Raw genomic sequence first — 16077 nt, 5'->3', positions numbered from 1 at the left:
ACCATCAGCAAGCGCCACAGGAGCTGCACTCATGACCGCACCCATCCCCGGCTCGGAGGTCTTCTCCAGCCGCCCGACGGATCTCGACGCCCTCGCCCGGTCGTTGCCGCCATCGCTACCCGTCCACACCGTCTCTCAGGAGCAGATCGACGCCCTCGACCCGCTGACCTACGAGGTCATCCGGCATCGCCTCTGGTCGGTCACCGACGAGATGGGTGAGGCGCTCAAGCGCATGTCCGGTTCGCCGATCGTCACCGACGCCAACGATTTCGACTTCGCCATCAGCGACGAGATCGGCCAGGAGGTCCAGGTCGGGCTCTACAACACGATGCTCGTGGGTGCGGTCGACCTCGCGATCTACTGGACCCTGCAGAACCGATCGCTCAACCCCGGGATCGCCGAGGGCGACATGTTCCTGTGCAATGACCCCTGGGTCGGCGGCGGCCTGCACCAGAGCGACGTGATCGTCTACCAGCCGGTCTTCCACGAGGGCAAGCTGTTCGCCTGGACCAGTGCGATCTGCCACGAACCCGACCTCGGTGGGTCGGGCCTGGGCTCCTTCGACCCGGCCGCCAAAGATGTTTTCTCCGAGTCACTTCCGACGCCCCCGATCAAGGTGGTGCGCGATTTCGAGCTGCAGCGCGACGTGGCCGACGTCTGGGTTCGGCGCAGCCGGGTCCCCATGCTCGTCGGACTGGACCTGCGGGCCAAGATCGGCGCCAACAGTGTCGGCCGCGATCGCCTGCTCGCGGTCATCGAGCAGTACGGCGCCGACACGGTCAAGGCCGTGATGAAGCGGATGATGTCCGACGCCGAGGGCCGGTTGCGCGCCAAGCTCAGTGATCTGCCGAATGGCACGTGGCATGCGACCGGCTATCAGGACCAGGCCCAGACGGGCGACCGCGAGGTGCACAAGATCACGGTCGCGATGACCAAGAGGGACGACCATCTGGAGTTCGACTTCACCGGCACCGACGCGCAGACCGGCGTCATCAACTGCACCTACGCCGGTATGCGTGGCGGCGTGATGCTCGCGCTGCTGCCCATCCTCGCCGGCGACATCCCGTGGTCCGCCGGCGGCCTGATGCGATGCTTCGACCTCATCGCCGAGGAAGGGACTATCAACAACGCCACCTTCCCGGCAGCGGTGAGCCGCGGGCCGATCGGTCCGGCGTGGCTGACCGGCAATCTGATCGCCGAATGTCTGGCCCAGATGCTCGACCGTCACCTCGAGTTCGGCAAGAACGTCGCGGCGTCGTGCTGTGGTACCTGGGACACCGCCGTCGTCGCCGGCCTCGACGAACGCGGCGAACAACCGGTGCCGTTCCTCAACATCATGATGGAGCCGATGGCGGGTGGCTACGGGGCGCGTCCCGTCGCCGACGGCATGGACACCGGCGGGTTGTTCTGCATCCCGATGGGCCGCATCCCCGACACCGAGATGACTGAGTTCCTCTATCCTCTGCTCACCCTGTGGCGACGCGAGGAACCCGACTCCGGCGGCCCCGGACGCCACCGGGGAGGTGTGTCGGCGTCGCTGGCGGTCACCCCGTACGGCACCAGCCTGCCGATGGGACTCGTGTTCGCCTCGGCCGGTAAGGCCGTCGCGCAGAACTCCGGCCTGGCCGGCGGCCTGCCCGGCAACACGGGTCTGGAGATCCTGGCCCGCGACTCGGGCGTGCAGGACCTGTTGGCGCAGGGGAAGATTCCCGGAGACCTCGACGATCTCGCGGGCTCGAAGGAGATCGGTGCCTGCTACGCGGAGAGCTACCTCGCGCCCGGCGAGGTGCTCTACATGCACTGGCAGGGCGGCGGGGGTTACGGTGACCCGCTGCGTCGCGAGCCCGAGGCCGTCGCGGCCGATGTGCGCAACGGCAAGGTGACCATGGCCGGGGCGAGCGAGGGGTACGGAGTGGTGCTCGCCGGCGGGGAGGTCGACGACGCCCGCACCGAGGCCAAACGAACGGAACTGCGCGAGCTGCGCCGCAGCAGGTCCGAGATCCCCGCAAGCCAAGAGGCGACCATCGACCTCGAACGCGCGCGGCGGCTCGACGACAACCTCGTCGAGGCCACCATCGGCGACTCACGCGTCGTCGGATGCGCCCACTGCGGAAGGCTTCTGGGCGACAGCAAGTCCGGACGACTGGATCTCGCGCGGTACGACGGTCCGTCGAGTGACGCCGGCCCGCAGGTCACGTCCGCCCCCGGCGAGTACGTAGACACCGAGATCGTGTTCCGTCAGCAGTGTTGCCCCGGGTGCTTCACCGCGATCTACTCGGGCATCGTGCCCGTCGACCATCCCGACCGTGTCGCCGAACTCGCCCAGCTGCTCCCGGCGGTGGCAGGTCGATGACCGTGTCGTCCATGTGCACACCTACGTCGCCGGAGTCGGTTGCGCGGACTCCACTGACCGGCCGTTCCCGGTGGGGTGATCGGCTGGTCGGGTACCCCGGTGACCGGGCGGAGACGTACCGCCGGTCGGGGGAGTGGACCGACCGGCCGTTGGCCACACGGTTGCAGGACACCGTCGAGCTCCATCCCGAGCGTCCCGCGGTCGTCACGGATGTGGCGGCGGTGACTTACGGCGAGTTGGGGGTTCGGACGGATCAGATGGCCGTCGCCCTGCTCGACCAAGGACTGGCGCCCGGGGATCCGGTGCTCTTCCAGGCGACCAATCGGTTGGAGACGGTCCTCGTCTGGTACGCGTGTCTCAAAGCAGGTTTGGTGCCGGTGGCGACGCTCGCAGCTCATCGGGGTCACGAGATCGGGCACATCTCCCGGGTGGTCGGCGCGGTCGGCCATGTCGTCGAGGCGGGTCTGTCGTTCGACCTCGTCGACTTCGCGCGAACACAGGCACAGGGGCACCCGACGCTGCGCACGATCCTGACCATCGGCATGCCGCACGGTGCCGGCGAGGTGGCCGGAGGTGGGACCGCGGCGGTGAAGACACTGGGGACAGACATCGCGCCGGACGTGGCGCGGGAGCGGGTCGTGCAGGTTCAGGCGGGGATCGACCCGCTGGACGTGTGTGTCTTCCAGCTCTCCGGGGGGACAACCGGTGTGCCCAAGGTGATCCCACGACTCCACGTCGAGTACTGGGACAACGCGCGGCTGTATGCGCGCCGGCTCGGCTGGACAGCGGACACGCGCGTCGCCCACCTGATCCCGATCATCCACAACGCGGGCATCAGTTGCGGCCTCCACGCCGCGCACTCGGTGGGTGCATGCCTGATCCTCGCCACGGCTGACGTCTCGAGCGCCTTCCCGCTCATGGCACGTGAGCGGGCGACCGACGTCCTGATCGGTCACGGCCACTATCAGGCGGTGACGAGCCCGGCGTTCGACGAACCGCGCCCGTACCTGCGCAACGTGATCCTCTCCGGTGCCAAGGTCGGCAGCGAGCTGTTCGATCGGGCCGACGACGGTGACAACCGCTGGGCCGGGCAGTTGTTCGGGATGTCGGAGGGATTGTTCACCGTGTCCCCGCACGACGCGCCGACGCGCGCCCGCCTCGCCACCGTCGGGACACCGATCGCCGGTGGAGACGAAATCCGCATCCTCGAACCCGGGAGCGAGACCGAGGTCGACGACGGCGAGGTCGGAGAACTGTCCTGCCGCGGCCCGTACACGATCCCGGGCTATTTCGATGCAGCGGAGCACAACCAGACCGCTTTCACCTCCGACGGCTTCTATCGAACCGGGGATCTGGCGACGATGGTGAGCATCGCCGGCGTGCGGTACCTGTCGATCGAGGGCCGGATCAAGGACCTCATCAACCGCGGCGGGGAGAAGATCAACGCCGAAGAGGTGGAACAGCTGCTCGTCGCACATCCGAAGGTCGCCAACGCGGCGGTCGTGGCGATGCCCGACCCGCGCCTCGGTGAGCGGACATGCGCCTATCTGGTGACCGTCGACGGGGAACCGTTGGCCATGACCACAATCCAGGACCATCTCGATGCGCTCGGCGTGGCCAAGTTCAAGTGGCCCGAACGGCTCGAACATGTGCGGGAACTCCCGCAGACGAACGTCGGGAAGATCGACAAGAAGCGGCTTCGCGCAGACATCGTCGGCAAGCTCGAGCGATCCTGGCCAGTGAGGAAGAAACGATGAAACTCAGTCGTATCGCCGTGCTCGGCGGCGGGCCCGGCGGGTTGTACGCCGCTCGTCTGCTCAAGCGCAGCTACCCCACCGCCGAGGTGACCGTGTATGAACAGGGTTCGCCGGACACCACTTTCGGCTTCGGCGTCGGACTCGCATCCCGGACCCAGCGCAATCTGCGTGACGCCGACCCCGCTTCGCTCGACGCCATCGTCGCGGTGTCCCATCCGCATGAGATGTCGATGAAGGTCGGCGGCGTCGTCGCCCGGCTGTCGCACGGGGAGCTGCTCGCCATCGCCCGCACGACACTCCTCGACGTTCTCCAGCACCACGCCGCCGCAGCCGGTGTCCGGCTCGAGTTCGACTGCCGAGCCACGGTGGCAGACCTCGACGCCGACCTGATCATCGCCGCGGACGGCGTGAACAGTGCGACGCGCGCCGCGTTCGCGGACGCGTTCCAACCGCACATCACCACGGGCGAGGGTCTGTACCTCTGGTGTGGAACGGATTTCGCACTGCCGAGTGCGATCTTCACGCCGGTGTCGACCCAACACGGGACGTTTGTCGCACATGCCTACCCGTACGCCCCGGATCGCAGCACCTTCCTGATCGAGACCGATGAGAAGACCTGGCGCGCAGCAGGCTTCGATCTGTCGACAGAGCTCACCGCTCCTGCGGACAGCGACGAGAAGGCGCTGGACTACCTGCAGGAGGCGTTCGCCGACACCCTCGAGGGCCACCGGTTGATCGGCAACCGGACGCGGTGGCTGAGGTTCCGGACCGTGACATGCGAACGGTGGCATGTCGGGAACGTCGTGCTTCTCGGCGACGCCGCCCACACCGCCCACTACTCGATCGGGTCGGGCACCAAGCTGGCGATGGAGGACGCGATCGCGCTCGACCGCGCGGTGAGCGATGCGTCGACGCTCGAGGAGGCTCTGTCGGCCTACGAGGCGGCCCGCCGCCCGGGTGTCGAGTATCTGCAGTCGATCGCCGCCCGTAGCGAGCAGTGGTGGGAGTCGTTCCCCGAACGGAGCGACATACCGGTCGACCAACTGATGATCGCCTACATGACCCGCGCGGGAAAGGTGGGTCTGGAGCGGTTCATGTCCTCCGCGCCGGAAGTCGCCAAGCGGGGCCTGGCCGACTATGCCGGAGTGGAGTCCGCCGATGTCCCGGACACCGACGTCGCGCGGTGGGCACTGGAACGTCCGGTCACCCGGCGCGGCCGCACCTTCGCGGGCCGCGTCGCGCCTGAGGCGCTGCGTCGAGCTCCGGGAACGGTGGTCGTCGACGTGGATCTGATCTCTGCGTGGGGGGAGGACGCCGACCGTCTCGTCGCCGACGCTAGCGGTTGCTCCGTGCTGTGGCTGACCGGCGCCGGCGACCGCGATTCAGTGTTGACACGACTCGATCTCGGCGAGCGCGCGCGCCGCGAGACCGGCGCCGTCGTCGTCGTGGAGGCACCTCGCACAGCCCACGACGACCTGGTCGCCGGCCTCGTGAGCCTGCGGACCGATCTGGTGTACATCGCCGACGACGCGGCGATCGGCGGCGTGCCCGAGGTCGCGCGCACCGCCGGGGTGGAACGCACTATTCTTCGCTTATGACCAGCTCGACGCCGGAGCAGCCGACTGCCAGTGCCAAGAGCGGACGCAGCAACTCGCGGCGTGAGCTGGTCGAGCGCGAGATCATGGAACAGGCGACCCGCCTGTTCGCCGAGCGCGGTCTCGCCAGCACCACTCTCCAGGACATCGCCGACGCCACCGGCCTCACCCGCCCGGCGCTCTACCACTACGTGGCCAACAAGGACGAGTTGTTCGCCCGGCTCGTCAGCGAGATCGCCGAAGAACCCGCTGTGCTCCTCCACGAGATCAATCAGCGCAGCGACCTCGACCCGGTCGGAAAGATCCACGAGATGGCGATGTCCATCGCGCTTCACCAGACGCAAACTCTGGACCGGTTCCGGCTCCTGATCCGTTCCGAGGCCGAACTCCCGCCGGAGCTCGCCGAGACCTACCGGCAAAGCCGTCGACGGGTGCTCAAGGAACTGGTCGCGGTGATGGAGGAGGGGATCGCCGCGGGCCGATTCCGCGCCGCCGACCCGCGGGTCTCGGCGCTGGGCATCGTCGGAATGCTGAACTGGCTCGCGTGGTGGCACCATCCTGGGGATGCCGAGTCCGATCGACGAGTGGCACGCCAGCTCGCCGACATGGCGGTCAGCGCGGTCCTCGACCCGGATGCCGACAGTCTGGTGTCGGGTCCCGAGCGGGTCATCGCCCAGATGCGGCAGGGTCTGGAGTATCTCGAGAGGGAGATGCGAGGAGACGGACCTTCTCGGTCAGGGCCTGCGGGGCGAGGTGATCCGGCGTAGAACCGACGCCGCGCGCCGTGCTTGGTGCCCCGCCGTCAGGCGGAGTTGCGGCCCGAACGTCTCGAGTTGTCGATGGCGACCTGGAGGTATTCGCCCAGCTGTTCCTGGAGGTTCTGGTCCAGCGTGCGACCGAGGATCGAGTTCACCGAGTCCACCGCGAGAGTTCGCATGATCTGCAACATCTCGGTGGTGCGCTGGATGTCGTCGTTCTCCGGGATCCAGCCTTGGCCGTGACTGCTCTCGATGTGCTGTTTGACAGTCGAGATCATGTCTTTGGAAATGGTGTTGATGGCCGAGTACAACCGCTCGTGAATGGTCATCAGTGCATCGACACCGAAGCCGTATCCGGCCAGGGAGACAAAGCCCTGTAACAGTTTCGGATCGGTGAACGTGCATTGGTCACCGTCCACGCGCGCGAGACCGTAGGTGACCAGGCGGGACAGTTGCACGCCATCGGGGTCGTCGAGCATCGCACGCGCGTCGGAAACCGACACCGTGGTGCCCTCATCGGAGCTGGACCACGGCTCGGTGACGGCCTGTTGCAGTCCGAGCACCTCCGTGAGGTTCTTCCCGCTCTCCCATCCTTCGATGAAATCCGCGATGTGGGAGGTGGTGTACCCGCGCTGGAGCAGGATGTCGATCAGCCGGAGCCGGGCCAGGTGGGCGTCGGTGTAGATGCCCACCCGCCCGCGTTTGTCCGGAGGCGGGAGCAGACCCCGTTCACGGTAGGCCCGGACGTTTCGTGTCGTCGTTCCGGCGGCGCGGGCGAGCTCGTCGATGCGGTACTCGGTCACTGTGGCTCCCTCCCGCAACGTTCATCCAGCGGCGCCCGGCCAGATTAGCGCACCTCGGCGAGTGCGTCGGCGGTGGTCGGCGCTGCCGCGGTGACCGCGTAGTCCGGCAGCGCAACCGTCTGCAACTGTTTGACGTACTGCGTCGCGAAGCCGGGGAACATCGTGGCGTTGAAGCCGTCGTCGGTGAGATACCAGCTCGAGCACCCGGAGTTCCAGGTCGTCTTCGTCAGACGACGCTGCAGTTCGGCGTTGTACTCGGCTTGCACGGACGCGCGCACATCGAGTACGAAGTCCTGGTTCACCGCCGTGGCGATCGCATCGACGAGATAGTCGATCTGCGCCTCCATGTACACCAGTGCGGAGCTGTGCCCGGGACCGGAGTTGGGCCCGAACGTGAAGTACATGTTGGGGTAGCCCGATACGGCGATGGACTTATAGGCGTACGCCCCTGAGCTCCATTCGTCGGCGAGCACCCGCCCGTCGCGTCCGGTGATCGGGATCGGCGAGCCCGCCTTGGACACGTCGAAACCCGTCGCGAACACGATGGCGTCGAACCGATGCTCGATTCCTTCGACGGTCCGGATGCCCTTCTCGGAGATACTCGCAATCGGCCAGGTGACCAGTTTGCAGTTGTCCTGTTGCAGCGCAGGGTAATACGAGCTGGTCATCAGAAGCCGTTTGCATCCGGCACGGAACTCCGGCGTCAGTTGGCGACGCAACCACGGGTCGGACACCTGCCGACGGAGATGGAGCTTCGACACACCCTCGACCACCCTGGTCAACGGGGTGTTCCAGACCACCCCCAGGGCGACCGATTCGTGGCCCCAGAACCACGCCGTGCGGGCGAGATCCTGGCTGAAGGGAACTCGCCGGTAGATCTCGCTGGTGATGGCTCGCGTGCGCATATTGGTGCGGGGGAGCACCCACCCGGGCGTCCGCTGAAAGACCTTGACCGATTTGGCGACCTTCACCAGTTCCGGCACGATTTGCACGCCGCTGGCACCGGTGCCCACCACGGCCACCTTCTTGCCGGTGAAGTCGTAGTCGTGATCCCATTTGGCGCTGTGTATCTTGGCGCCCTCGAACTTCTCGATCCCCGGGATCTGAGGGAGACTGACGTTCGCCAGAGGTCCCGACGCCATCACGACGGTCCGGGCGAGCACTGGGGAACGATCGGCAATGGTGATCTCCCACAACGACCGGGACTCATGCCAGGTGATGTCGACGACCGTGTGATCGAATCGCACGTACTTCGTCAACTCGAACTTGTCGACCATCGAGTCGATGTACGCCAGGATCTCGTCGCTGCCCGAGTACGTGCGTGACCAGTCGGGGTTGGGCGCGAAGCTGTAGGAGTACAGGCGCGAGGGAATGTCGCACGCTGCGCCGGGGTAGGTGTTGTCGCGCCACGTACCTCCCACCCGGACTCCGCGTTCGAAGATGGCGAAGTCGCGAATACCTCGCTGCTGCAGCCGGATGGCGGCGCCGATACCGGCGAATCCCGCTCCGATGATCGCGGTCGAGACGATCTCGCTCATGCGACGGGCTCGTAGGTGAGTTCCTTGGACCAGGTGGGTTGCGGGCGTAGCAACCGGGTGGGGTACTTGGCGGTCAGCTTCACCATGCCGTCGGCGAACAGGTGATACGGGTGCTTCCGATTGACCACCACACCTCCGTGCCAGCTGATGAATCGGTACATCGGCAACCGCTTCGGGAACTCGCTACGCTCGCCGACCTTCTTGAAACGCTTCATCGCCGAGTAGAGGCGTTCCTCGTCGACGCCCATGTCGACGATGTTGTCGCGCATCTTGTTCAGCAGCGGGATGTAGCGCAGCGTGCCGACGATCAGCGAGGGATTCAGCCATGCTCCGATCGTCTCGACAAGAATCCGGCGCATCTTCGCGTGTCCGAGTAACTCGATGACCTCGAAATCCACTGCCAGATGACGGGATTCGTCGGCGTTGATGCGCTTGAACACCTCCTGGCACACCGGATCCTCGATCTCGTCCACGATGAACTTGACCAGCGCACCGTCGAGTGCGACCTCGAGCATCGGGATCACGGTGCCGAGCACGGCGAGCGGTGTCTCGTCGGAGTACTTGTCCAGCCAATCGATGACGAGTTTGACGTTGACGTTCGGTTGCGGGATCTCATCGTTCTCGAGCATGCCCCACCGGCGCATCAGTGCCAGCTCGGCGTTGGCGTGCTTCTGCTCTTCGGCGTGGAAGTGCCGATAGATGTCTCGCAGTGTCTCCGTGGGTGCTTTGCGTGCCATGGCGGCGAACCCGCGCGCGCCGACGTTCTCGATCCACATGAGGTCGGCCATGAAGGGCTTCAGTTTCGCGTGGAGTTCAGGACTGAGCGTTTCTGCACCTGGCGCATCCCAGTCGATGTCGGCCAGGGACCATTGGCGGTCCTTGATCTTGGTCAGCATGGCATCGAAGTCGAAGGCCATAGTCATGCTCCTGTCGTGGTGGATAAATCGGAAATCGCCTGAGGCGCAGGCGCATTGGGCAGGATCCTGTCCAGCAGGCCCGCGCCGCGGGTGTAGAGGGTCGGGGTCAGGCGTTTGAGCAACCAGATCGCTTTGGCGTCGGGCTGCGGTACGACGTAGAGGCGTCCCTTGTCGTGCGCGTCGAGCGTGGTGATCGCCACCCGCTCGGCAGACAGTCCCGTCCACCGCATGAGGGTCTGGGCCAGGTGCATCGAGCCGTCGGTGATCCGGCCGTCGACAGCCACGTTGGTCTTGACGAATGTCGGGCAGAGCACGCTCACCTTCACGCCCGACCCGGACAGCTCGGCGGCGAGCGTCTCCGACAGCGACATCACTGCTGCTTTGCCCACGTTGTAGGCCCCCATGGTGGGGGCGGCGGCGAAGCCGGCTGCGGAGGCGACGTTGATGATGCCGCCACGGCGGGCCGCCCGCATCTGTGGGACGAAGATCTCGCACCCGTGGATCGCGCCCCAGAGGTTGATGCCCAGCGCCCAGTTCCAGTCGTCGAAACCGATGCGACCGATGGGTTGTCCGCCGATCCCCACACCGGCGTTGTTGATCACCAGCGTGGGGGCATGCCCGAACTCGAGCTCGGCGAACAGGGCGAGATCCTCTACCTGGGACCGCACCGCGACGTCGCATGTGACGGCGAAGCCGGGACCTTCCAAGAGTGCAACCGTCTCCTCGGCACGCTCACCGGAGATGTCGGCGCACACGACGCGACCGCCCCGTCGAGAGAGTTCGATGGCGAATGCGCGCCCGATTCCGCTGCCGGCACCGGTGACCACGGCGTCCGCGCCGCGAGAGGGAAGTGACCTGTGGTGAGTTAACATGGTTCTCTTTTCGGTTCGTGGTCAGCGCGTGGGAACGCGATCGAGCAGTTCGGCTGCGCGGCGCAGCGCGCGATCCGCCTCGGGCGCGATCCGAGGAAGAGCCTGGAAGACGTGCATCTGGTCGGGCCAGACCTCCAGGGTGCAGTCCCCACCCGCGTCGACGACGAGGTCGCGGAGATGCTCGGCGTCGGCAACCAGCATCTCTGCGCCACCCGCCTGGATGATGAAGCGAGGCAACACTGTTCCCGCCTCGACTGCCAGTCGCAGCCGGGGGATGTCTGGTGACTGGGCGCGGGTGTACAACCGGGTCAATGCTCGCGCCGCGGTGGCGGAGATCATCGGGTCGGGCCGAAGCTGTTCCCGCGTGCTCGCGAGGGTGTATGTCAGATCGATCAGCGGCGAGAAGAGCACCACGGCACCGGGCTGAGGTATTGCTCGACGTGCGTTGTCGAGCACCAGATCCAGTGCCAGGTGACCGCCGGCGGAGTCACCCGCGACAGTGATGTCGTCGGGGCGGAAACCCTGCGACAGCAACCACCGGTAGGCGCGTTCGACGTCGTCGGCGGCGGTCGGGAACGGGAACTCCGGCGCCAGGCTGTAGTCGACGACGAACGCCGGTAGGCCGGTCTCACGCGACAACCGGGAGGCGAGTCCGCGGTGGCTCCGCGCCGAGCAGATCGCATAGGCGCTGCCATGCAGGTACAGCACCACGCGGTTCGACGCCGTCACACCGGCGCTGACCCATTCGCCGACCACGCCGTCCTCGTCGACAGCACACACCCGGGTCCCGCGAGCCACGGGCCCGCAGGCGCGCATCGCGACCCCGACGAGTACGCGCGCGATTGCCTCGCCCCCGCTGCCATAAGGCAACCGTGAGGCGACCGGTTTCAGCGTGAGCGCGGTCGCCGTGGCGGCAAGTCGCGATCTCACCGAACCTCGAGTCGGCAACGGCAACGTGGACGTCATGGTGACGATAGTCACCGCATACTGTGCCAGTTGTCAATGGCAAGGAGCTCGATGGCGCAATGTTCATTGTCAGATCGCGACGGCGGCGAACGTGGCGACCTAGCTACAGCAACCCCCGCGACTTCAACTGCAGGTAGTGATCGGCGAGCTTGGCGGGCAGTTTGTCAGGTGGCGCGTCCACCACGTCGACACCGAGGCGGCTCACCGCGGTTGCCGTCCGGTTGCGCAGCGTGATGGTGCGTGCCGCCGCGGCGGCGTCGTAGACCTGCCCGGCGTTCCCGCGTTCGGTGAGCATGGTCTCCAGGGAGGGGTCGGCGACGGAACCGATGACCACCTTGTAGCGCTGTGCCAGCACCGACAGGGGCGGCAGCAGCGATTCCTCGACGGCGGCGGGTTCGAGCGGGGTGAGCAGCACCAGCAGCGCGCGCTGACGGCTGATCTTGGCGACCTCGGCTCCGAGCATCGGCCAATCTGCTTCCAGCAGCGCGGGTTCCAGGTCGGCCATCGCCGTGACCAGGTTGTTCAGCAACATGGTTCGGCCCACTCCGGCGACCCGCCGGTGGACGCGTCGGTCCCCGGCGATGAGGTCGACACGGTCGCCGGCGTGCGAGGCGAGGGCGGCGAGCAACAGTGCGGCGTCCATCGCGGCGTCGAGGCGCGGGATGTCGCCGACACGACCCGCAGAGGTGCGCGAGGTGTCCAGCACGATGACGATGTGCCGGTCCTTCTCCGGTTGCCACGTGCGGACGACGGTGGAACGTCGACGTGCGGTGGCCCGCCAGTCGATGCTGCGGACGTCGTCGCCCTCCACATAGTCGCGGAGAGAATCGAATTCGGTGCCCTGCCCTCGGACCCGAACGGCCGACCGGCCATCGAGCTGGCGCAGATGTGCCAGGCGTGAGGGCAACAGTCGCCGCGAACCGAACGGGGGGAGTGCTCGCACCCGTCCCGGCAGCGGGACACCGCGTTGCCGCCCGGCGAGCCCGAGTGGGCCGAGGCGTCGGACCGTCACCCGCACGGCGAGCCGGTCACCGCGTCGTTCAGGGGTGAGTGTGGTTGTGACCGTGCGGGTCTCGCTCGCCGGCACCGAAACGCGGTGGATGGTGCCGACGGCGCCGGCCGACGGTTGCCAGCTGTCGCGCAGGACACCCCGGAAGGTGCCCGTCCCGTGGTTGGTGATCGCGATCGGACATGTGGTGCTCTCACCGAGGCGTACGGGTCCTGGCACCGAACGGGCCAGGCCGATGGTCTTGGTCGATCCCGCGAGCGCCAGATCCAGACACATGAGCAGTACGCAGAACAGCACCCAGAGCAGCGGGACCGCGTAGTTCGGCCACACCAGGATCGGTATCGCGCCGAACAGCACCAGGAGCAGGAACCGGCCGGTGAGGAACATCAGCGGGGGACGGGCACCGAGTTGATGGCGGCGTCGAGGACCGAGCCGACCGAGACGCCTTCGAGTTCGGCCTCCGGACGCAGCGACAACCGGTGGGCCAGAGTCGATTGTGCGAGCGCCTGCACATCGTCGGGGGTCACGAAGTCGCGTCCGTTGAGCCACGCCCACGCCCGGCTGGTGGCCAGCAGTGCGGTGGCGCCGCGCGGGCTCACCCCGAGTGCGAGCGAGGGGGAGAACCGGGTGGCGCGCGCGATGTCGACGATGTATGCGGTGACCTGCGGGGCCACACCGACGCGGCGTACCTGTTCGGCACCCGCCTCGATGTCGGCGGCCGAGGCGACCGGGCGTAGTCCGGCGGCGGCCAGGTCGCGGGGGTCGAAACCGGTTGCGTGCCTGGTGAGTACGGTGATCTCGTCATCGCGTGGAGGAAGCGGCAGCGTGACTTTCAACAAGAAGCGGTCGAGTTGGGCCTCGGGCAGCGGGTAGGTGCCCTCGTACTCGACGGGGTTCTGCGTCGCGGCAACCAGGAACGGCCGCGGCAACTGACGGGGCTCCCCGTCGACGGTGACCTGGCGTTCCTCCATCGCCTCGAGCAGCGAGGCCTGCGTCTTGGGCGGGGTGCGGTTGATCTCGTCGGCCAGCAGCAGGTTGGTGAAGACCGGGCCCTCCCGGAACGTGAACTCCGAACTGGCGGCGTCGAAGACGAGCGATCCGGTCACGTCGCCGGGCATGAGGTCCGGGGTGAACTGCACCCGTTTGGTCTCCACGGCGAGTGCGGCCGCCACCGACCGGACCAGCAGGGTCTTGGCGACGCCGGGAACACCTTCGAGCAGGATGTGGCCGCGGCACAGCAGGGCGATGAGAATGCCGGCGACCGCCGGTTCCTGTCCGACCACGGCTTTCGCGACTTCGGCGCGGACGGCGCCGAGCGCGTCACGGGACCGGTCCGACGACGCGCCGGGCCTGCGATACGGATCGTCAGGAGGCGGTCCGGCCTGACCGCCGGGGGATTTGTCGAACGGACCGGAGGCAGAGATGCGGGACGGGTCGACGGTCATGGTGTGTGTCGGACTTCCTTCTCGAGGGCGGTCAACTCGGTGGTGAAGTGCACCAGTTGTTCATCGGTCGTGGGCAACGGCCCGGCGAGGAGCGCCCGCACGACGTCGGGGTCACGACCGGTCACGCTGACCACGGTCGTGATGATGGCGGCGACCGACGGATCGGCCTGGTCGGGTGCGAGTGTCGATTCCCGATCCGGGCGGGACAGGGCATCGGTCGCGCGTGCGGCGTCGTAGGGCAGCCCGAGGACCGAGGCCAACGACGACAGCGTGTGGATGCGCAGCGCCGCGGCGGCACGCGCGGCGGCCCCCGCCTTGTGGTACATCCGGCCACGTGCCCGCGTGGTCTCGATCGCTCTGACGACCGCGGGTAGTGGCTCGGTGACCAGCGCCCCGAATCGCCTGCCACGCCACAACATCAGCGCCAGCACCGCGAACACCGTCAACACGATCAGCGGCCCGAGAGCCTCGGGGACCTCGGATGGTTCCTTCTCGGCGGTCACCTGATCGGTGAACAACGGGATGTACCAGAGGATCTCGTCGGAGTCGGCGAAGATCCGGACCGCGGCGCCGGCGTTGTCCTCGGCGGCGAGTGCGGCGTTGGTCAGCATGTCACCGGTCACGATCACGTACTCGGACCGGTCGGCGGTCTCCGGCACGACCACCACATTCGACGACCCGTCCGAGGTGAAACAGGGCACGGCGTCGGGCGAGGTCGGGGTGTAACCGAGCGGGCCGGGAGTGACGACGTCGTCCGCGGAGATGTCAGGGGCCCGGCAGCCGGCAGGCACTCCGGAGACACCCGCCGCACCGCCGAAACTCGTGGTGACGGGTAGGCCGAGCGCGGTCAGCACGCCGTCCTCCGGGGCGATCAGGATCACTCGGTGGGCCCGCCCCACTCGCTCCCGGAACTGGTCGGTGGTACCGGGATTCAACGACGACGTCGATGACACGACCACGGTGGTGTCGCGATCCGGGCGCGGCGCATCGGTGAACTCGTCCAAGCCCCGCGTCTGACGGACGTCGACGCCGTGGTCGGCGATGATCTGGGCCAGTGCCCGCGAGCCGTTGGGCTGCGCGTTGTCGGGATCGTTGTCGACGCCGGGACCACGCGGACCGCCGGCACCGGACAGTGCCGTGAGGCCGAGAAGGCCGACGAGCACTACCACCACCACGACGATCACCCCGATGAGCCACCACACCCACCGCGGTGTCCTGGCCTTCGCGGTCGGCCTGCCCGTCGTGGCTGGCCTCCCCGTTGTGGTCGGCCCTGAGGGTGCAGGAGCCTGCGCACGGGTGGTCATCTCGGAACCGCCAGGCGACGATGCGAGGAACCGACCTCGGCCGGACGCGCGGAGGCCACCGCTCGTTCGAGGTCGAGGACTGCGCGCGCCGACCCGGCCGAGGCGTACCGGTCGCCGTAGGCGATCGCGTCGAACAGGTCGGTGGCTTCGCGTAAGGCGGTGCTGGAACTGGGAAAGCGTGGACTCAGGTTGACGGCGACCTCATGCGCGGTGAGTGACGGTACGTCGGCGAGGAGCTCGCGTTCGATCGAGCGGCGTGCCAGGGCGCGGACGGCGGCGATGACGCTTGCGTTGTAATCACCGGCGGCATAGTCGTTCTCGGCCTCGGAACGCAGTTCGTCGGCAGTCCTGGGTGTCCCTTGCAGTACCTTCTCGGATCGCGTGCCGCCGGGAGTCCCGGGCGCACGCGGGTTGCGGCGAACATGCCGGACCACCACCACGATCAGCGACAGCACGAGTGCGATCGCGAGCACGAGGACGATCGCCCGGACGGTGTCGGACCCACCGAACCAGTCGAAGATGTTCTCACCGACCCAATTCCAGAACCGTTCGACGAGACGGTCCAGCCACGACGGTTCCGGCGGCTGATACTCGGGCTCCGACAATTCGCGTTCGGCCCACTGCCGTGCCTCGTCGTTGCCGGGGTCCAGCGGTGCGGCGAGAACCGGGGTCACTGCGCGGTCGTGCGGGGACTCGGACATCAACAGGACACCGGCCTTTCCCCGCGGAAGATCTGTGCGGCGAACGTATCAAAGAACCA

General features: G+C 67.3%; 13 protein-coding genes. 4 read left to right on the top strand and 9 right to left on the bottom strand.

Annotation, left to right across the window (positions count from 1 at the left end; all coding sequences use genetic code 11):
• The first annotated feature begins 31 nt into the window (after positions 1-31).
• From H1R19_RS22850 to H1R19_RS22835, 4 genes are read left to right on the top strand one after another with little or no spacing between them, the layout of a single operon-like run.
• Positions 32-2353 (top strand): hydantoinase B/oxoprolinase family protein, encoded by a 2322-nt coding sequence (locus H1R19_RS22850; protein WP_219850249.1) that lies wholly within the window; start codon positions 32-34, stop codon positions 2351-2353.
• An 11-nt stretch (positions 2354-2364) separates the two neighbouring features.
• Positions 2365-4110 carry a (2,3-dihydroxybenzoyl)adenylate synthase gene (locus H1R19_RS22845; RefSeq protein ID WP_244971023.1) on the top strand — a complete coding sequence of 582 codons (1746 nt, stop codon included), beginning with the start codon at positions 2365-2367 and terminating at the stop codon, positions 4108-4110.
• On the top strand, positions 4107-5708 hold the full coding sequence (locus tag H1R19_RS22840) for an FAD-dependent monooxygenase (RefSeq protein WP_219850247.1): 1602 nt from the start codon (positions 4107-4109) through the stop codon (positions 5706-5708). The genes H1R19_RS22845 and H1R19_RS22840 overlap by 4 nt, the downstream gene beginning before the upstream one ends.
• Positions 5705-6472 (top strand): TetR/AcrR family transcriptional regulator, encoded by a 768-nt coding sequence (locus tag H1R19_RS22835; RefSeq protein WP_219850246.1) that lies wholly within the window; start codon positions 5705-5707, stop codon positions 6470-6472. The genes H1R19_RS22840 and H1R19_RS22835 overlap by 4 nt, the downstream gene beginning before the upstream one ends.
• 35 nt (positions 6473-6507) lie before the next feature.
• On the opposite strand, the gene H1R19_RS22830 is transcribed toward H1R19_RS22835, so the two are convergent.
• The 9 genes from H1R19_RS22830 to H1R19_RS22790 all read right to left on the bottom strand — a co-directional run bounded on the left by H1R19_RS22830 (position 6508) and on the right by H1R19_RS22790 (position 16018).
• The gene (locus H1R19_RS22830) at positions 6508-7266 is read right to left on the bottom strand and encodes a MerR family transcriptional regulator (protein WP_188330566.1); all 759 of its coding nucleotides are present in this window, start codon (positions 7264-7266) and stop codon (positions 6508-6510) included.
• Positions 7267-7310: 44 nt separating this feature from the next.
• A complete protein-coding gene (locus tag H1R19_RS22825; protein WP_219850245.1) occupies positions 7311-8804 on the bottom strand; it encodes a flavin-containing monooxygenase in 1494 nt (497 codons plus the stop codon).
• On the bottom strand, positions 8801-9721 hold the full coding sequence (locus H1R19_RS22820; protein WP_219850244.1) for a ferritin-like domain-containing protein: 921 nt from the start codon (positions 9719-9721) through the stop codon (positions 8801-8803). Before H1R19_RS22820 ends, H1R19_RS22825 begins: the two co-directional genes overlap by 4 nt.
• Positions 9722-9723: 2 nt before the next feature.
• A complete protein-coding gene (locus H1R19_RS22815; RefSeq protein ID WP_219850243.1) occupies positions 9724-10593 on the bottom strand; it encodes an SDR family NAD(P)-dependent oxidoreductase in 870 nt (289 codons plus the stop codon).
• 21 nt (positions 10594-10614) lie between these two features.
• Positions 10615-11559 carry an alpha/beta hydrolase gene (locus tag H1R19_RS22810; protein ID WP_219850242.1) on the bottom strand — a complete coding sequence of 315 codons (945 nt, stop codon included), beginning with the start codon at positions 11557-11559 and terminating at the stop codon, positions 10615-10617.
• A 103-nt stretch (positions 11560-11662) separates the two neighbouring features.
• Positions 11663-12955, bottom strand: coding sequence for a DUF58 domain-containing protein (locus H1R19_RS22805; RefSeq protein WP_188330561.1), 1293 nt, complete (start codon positions 12953-12955; stop codon positions 11663-11665).
• Positions 12955-14013: an AAA family ATPase gene (locus H1R19_RS22800; RefSeq protein WP_188330560.1), complete on the bottom strand. Its 1059-nt coding sequence runs from the start codon at positions 14011-14013 to the stop codon at positions 12955-12957. Before H1R19_RS22800 ends, H1R19_RS22805 begins: the two co-directional genes overlap by 1 nt.
• A complete protein-coding gene (locus tag H1R19_RS22795) occupies positions 14010-15317 on the bottom strand; it encodes a DUF4350 domain-containing protein (protein WP_219850241.1) in 1308 nt (435 codons plus the stop codon). Before H1R19_RS22795 ends, H1R19_RS22800 begins: the two co-directional genes overlap by 4 nt.
• Positions 15314-16018: a DUF4129 domain-containing protein gene (locus tag H1R19_RS22790; RefSeq protein ID WP_244970807.1), complete on the bottom strand. Its 705-nt coding sequence runs from the start codon at positions 16016-16018 to the stop codon at positions 15314-15316. Before H1R19_RS22790 ends, H1R19_RS22795 begins: the two co-directional genes overlap by 4 nt.
• Positions 16019-16077 lie beyond the last annotated feature (59 nt).

The organism is Gordonia jinghuaiqii (assembly GCF_014041935.1).
Classification (GTDB): Bacteria; Actinomycetota; Actinomycetes; order Mycobacteriales; family Mycobacteriaceae; genus Gordonia; species Gordonia jinghuaiqii.
Note: the sequence above shows the minus strand (reverse complement) of the source record. Positions and strands in the feature narration are given on the sequence as shown.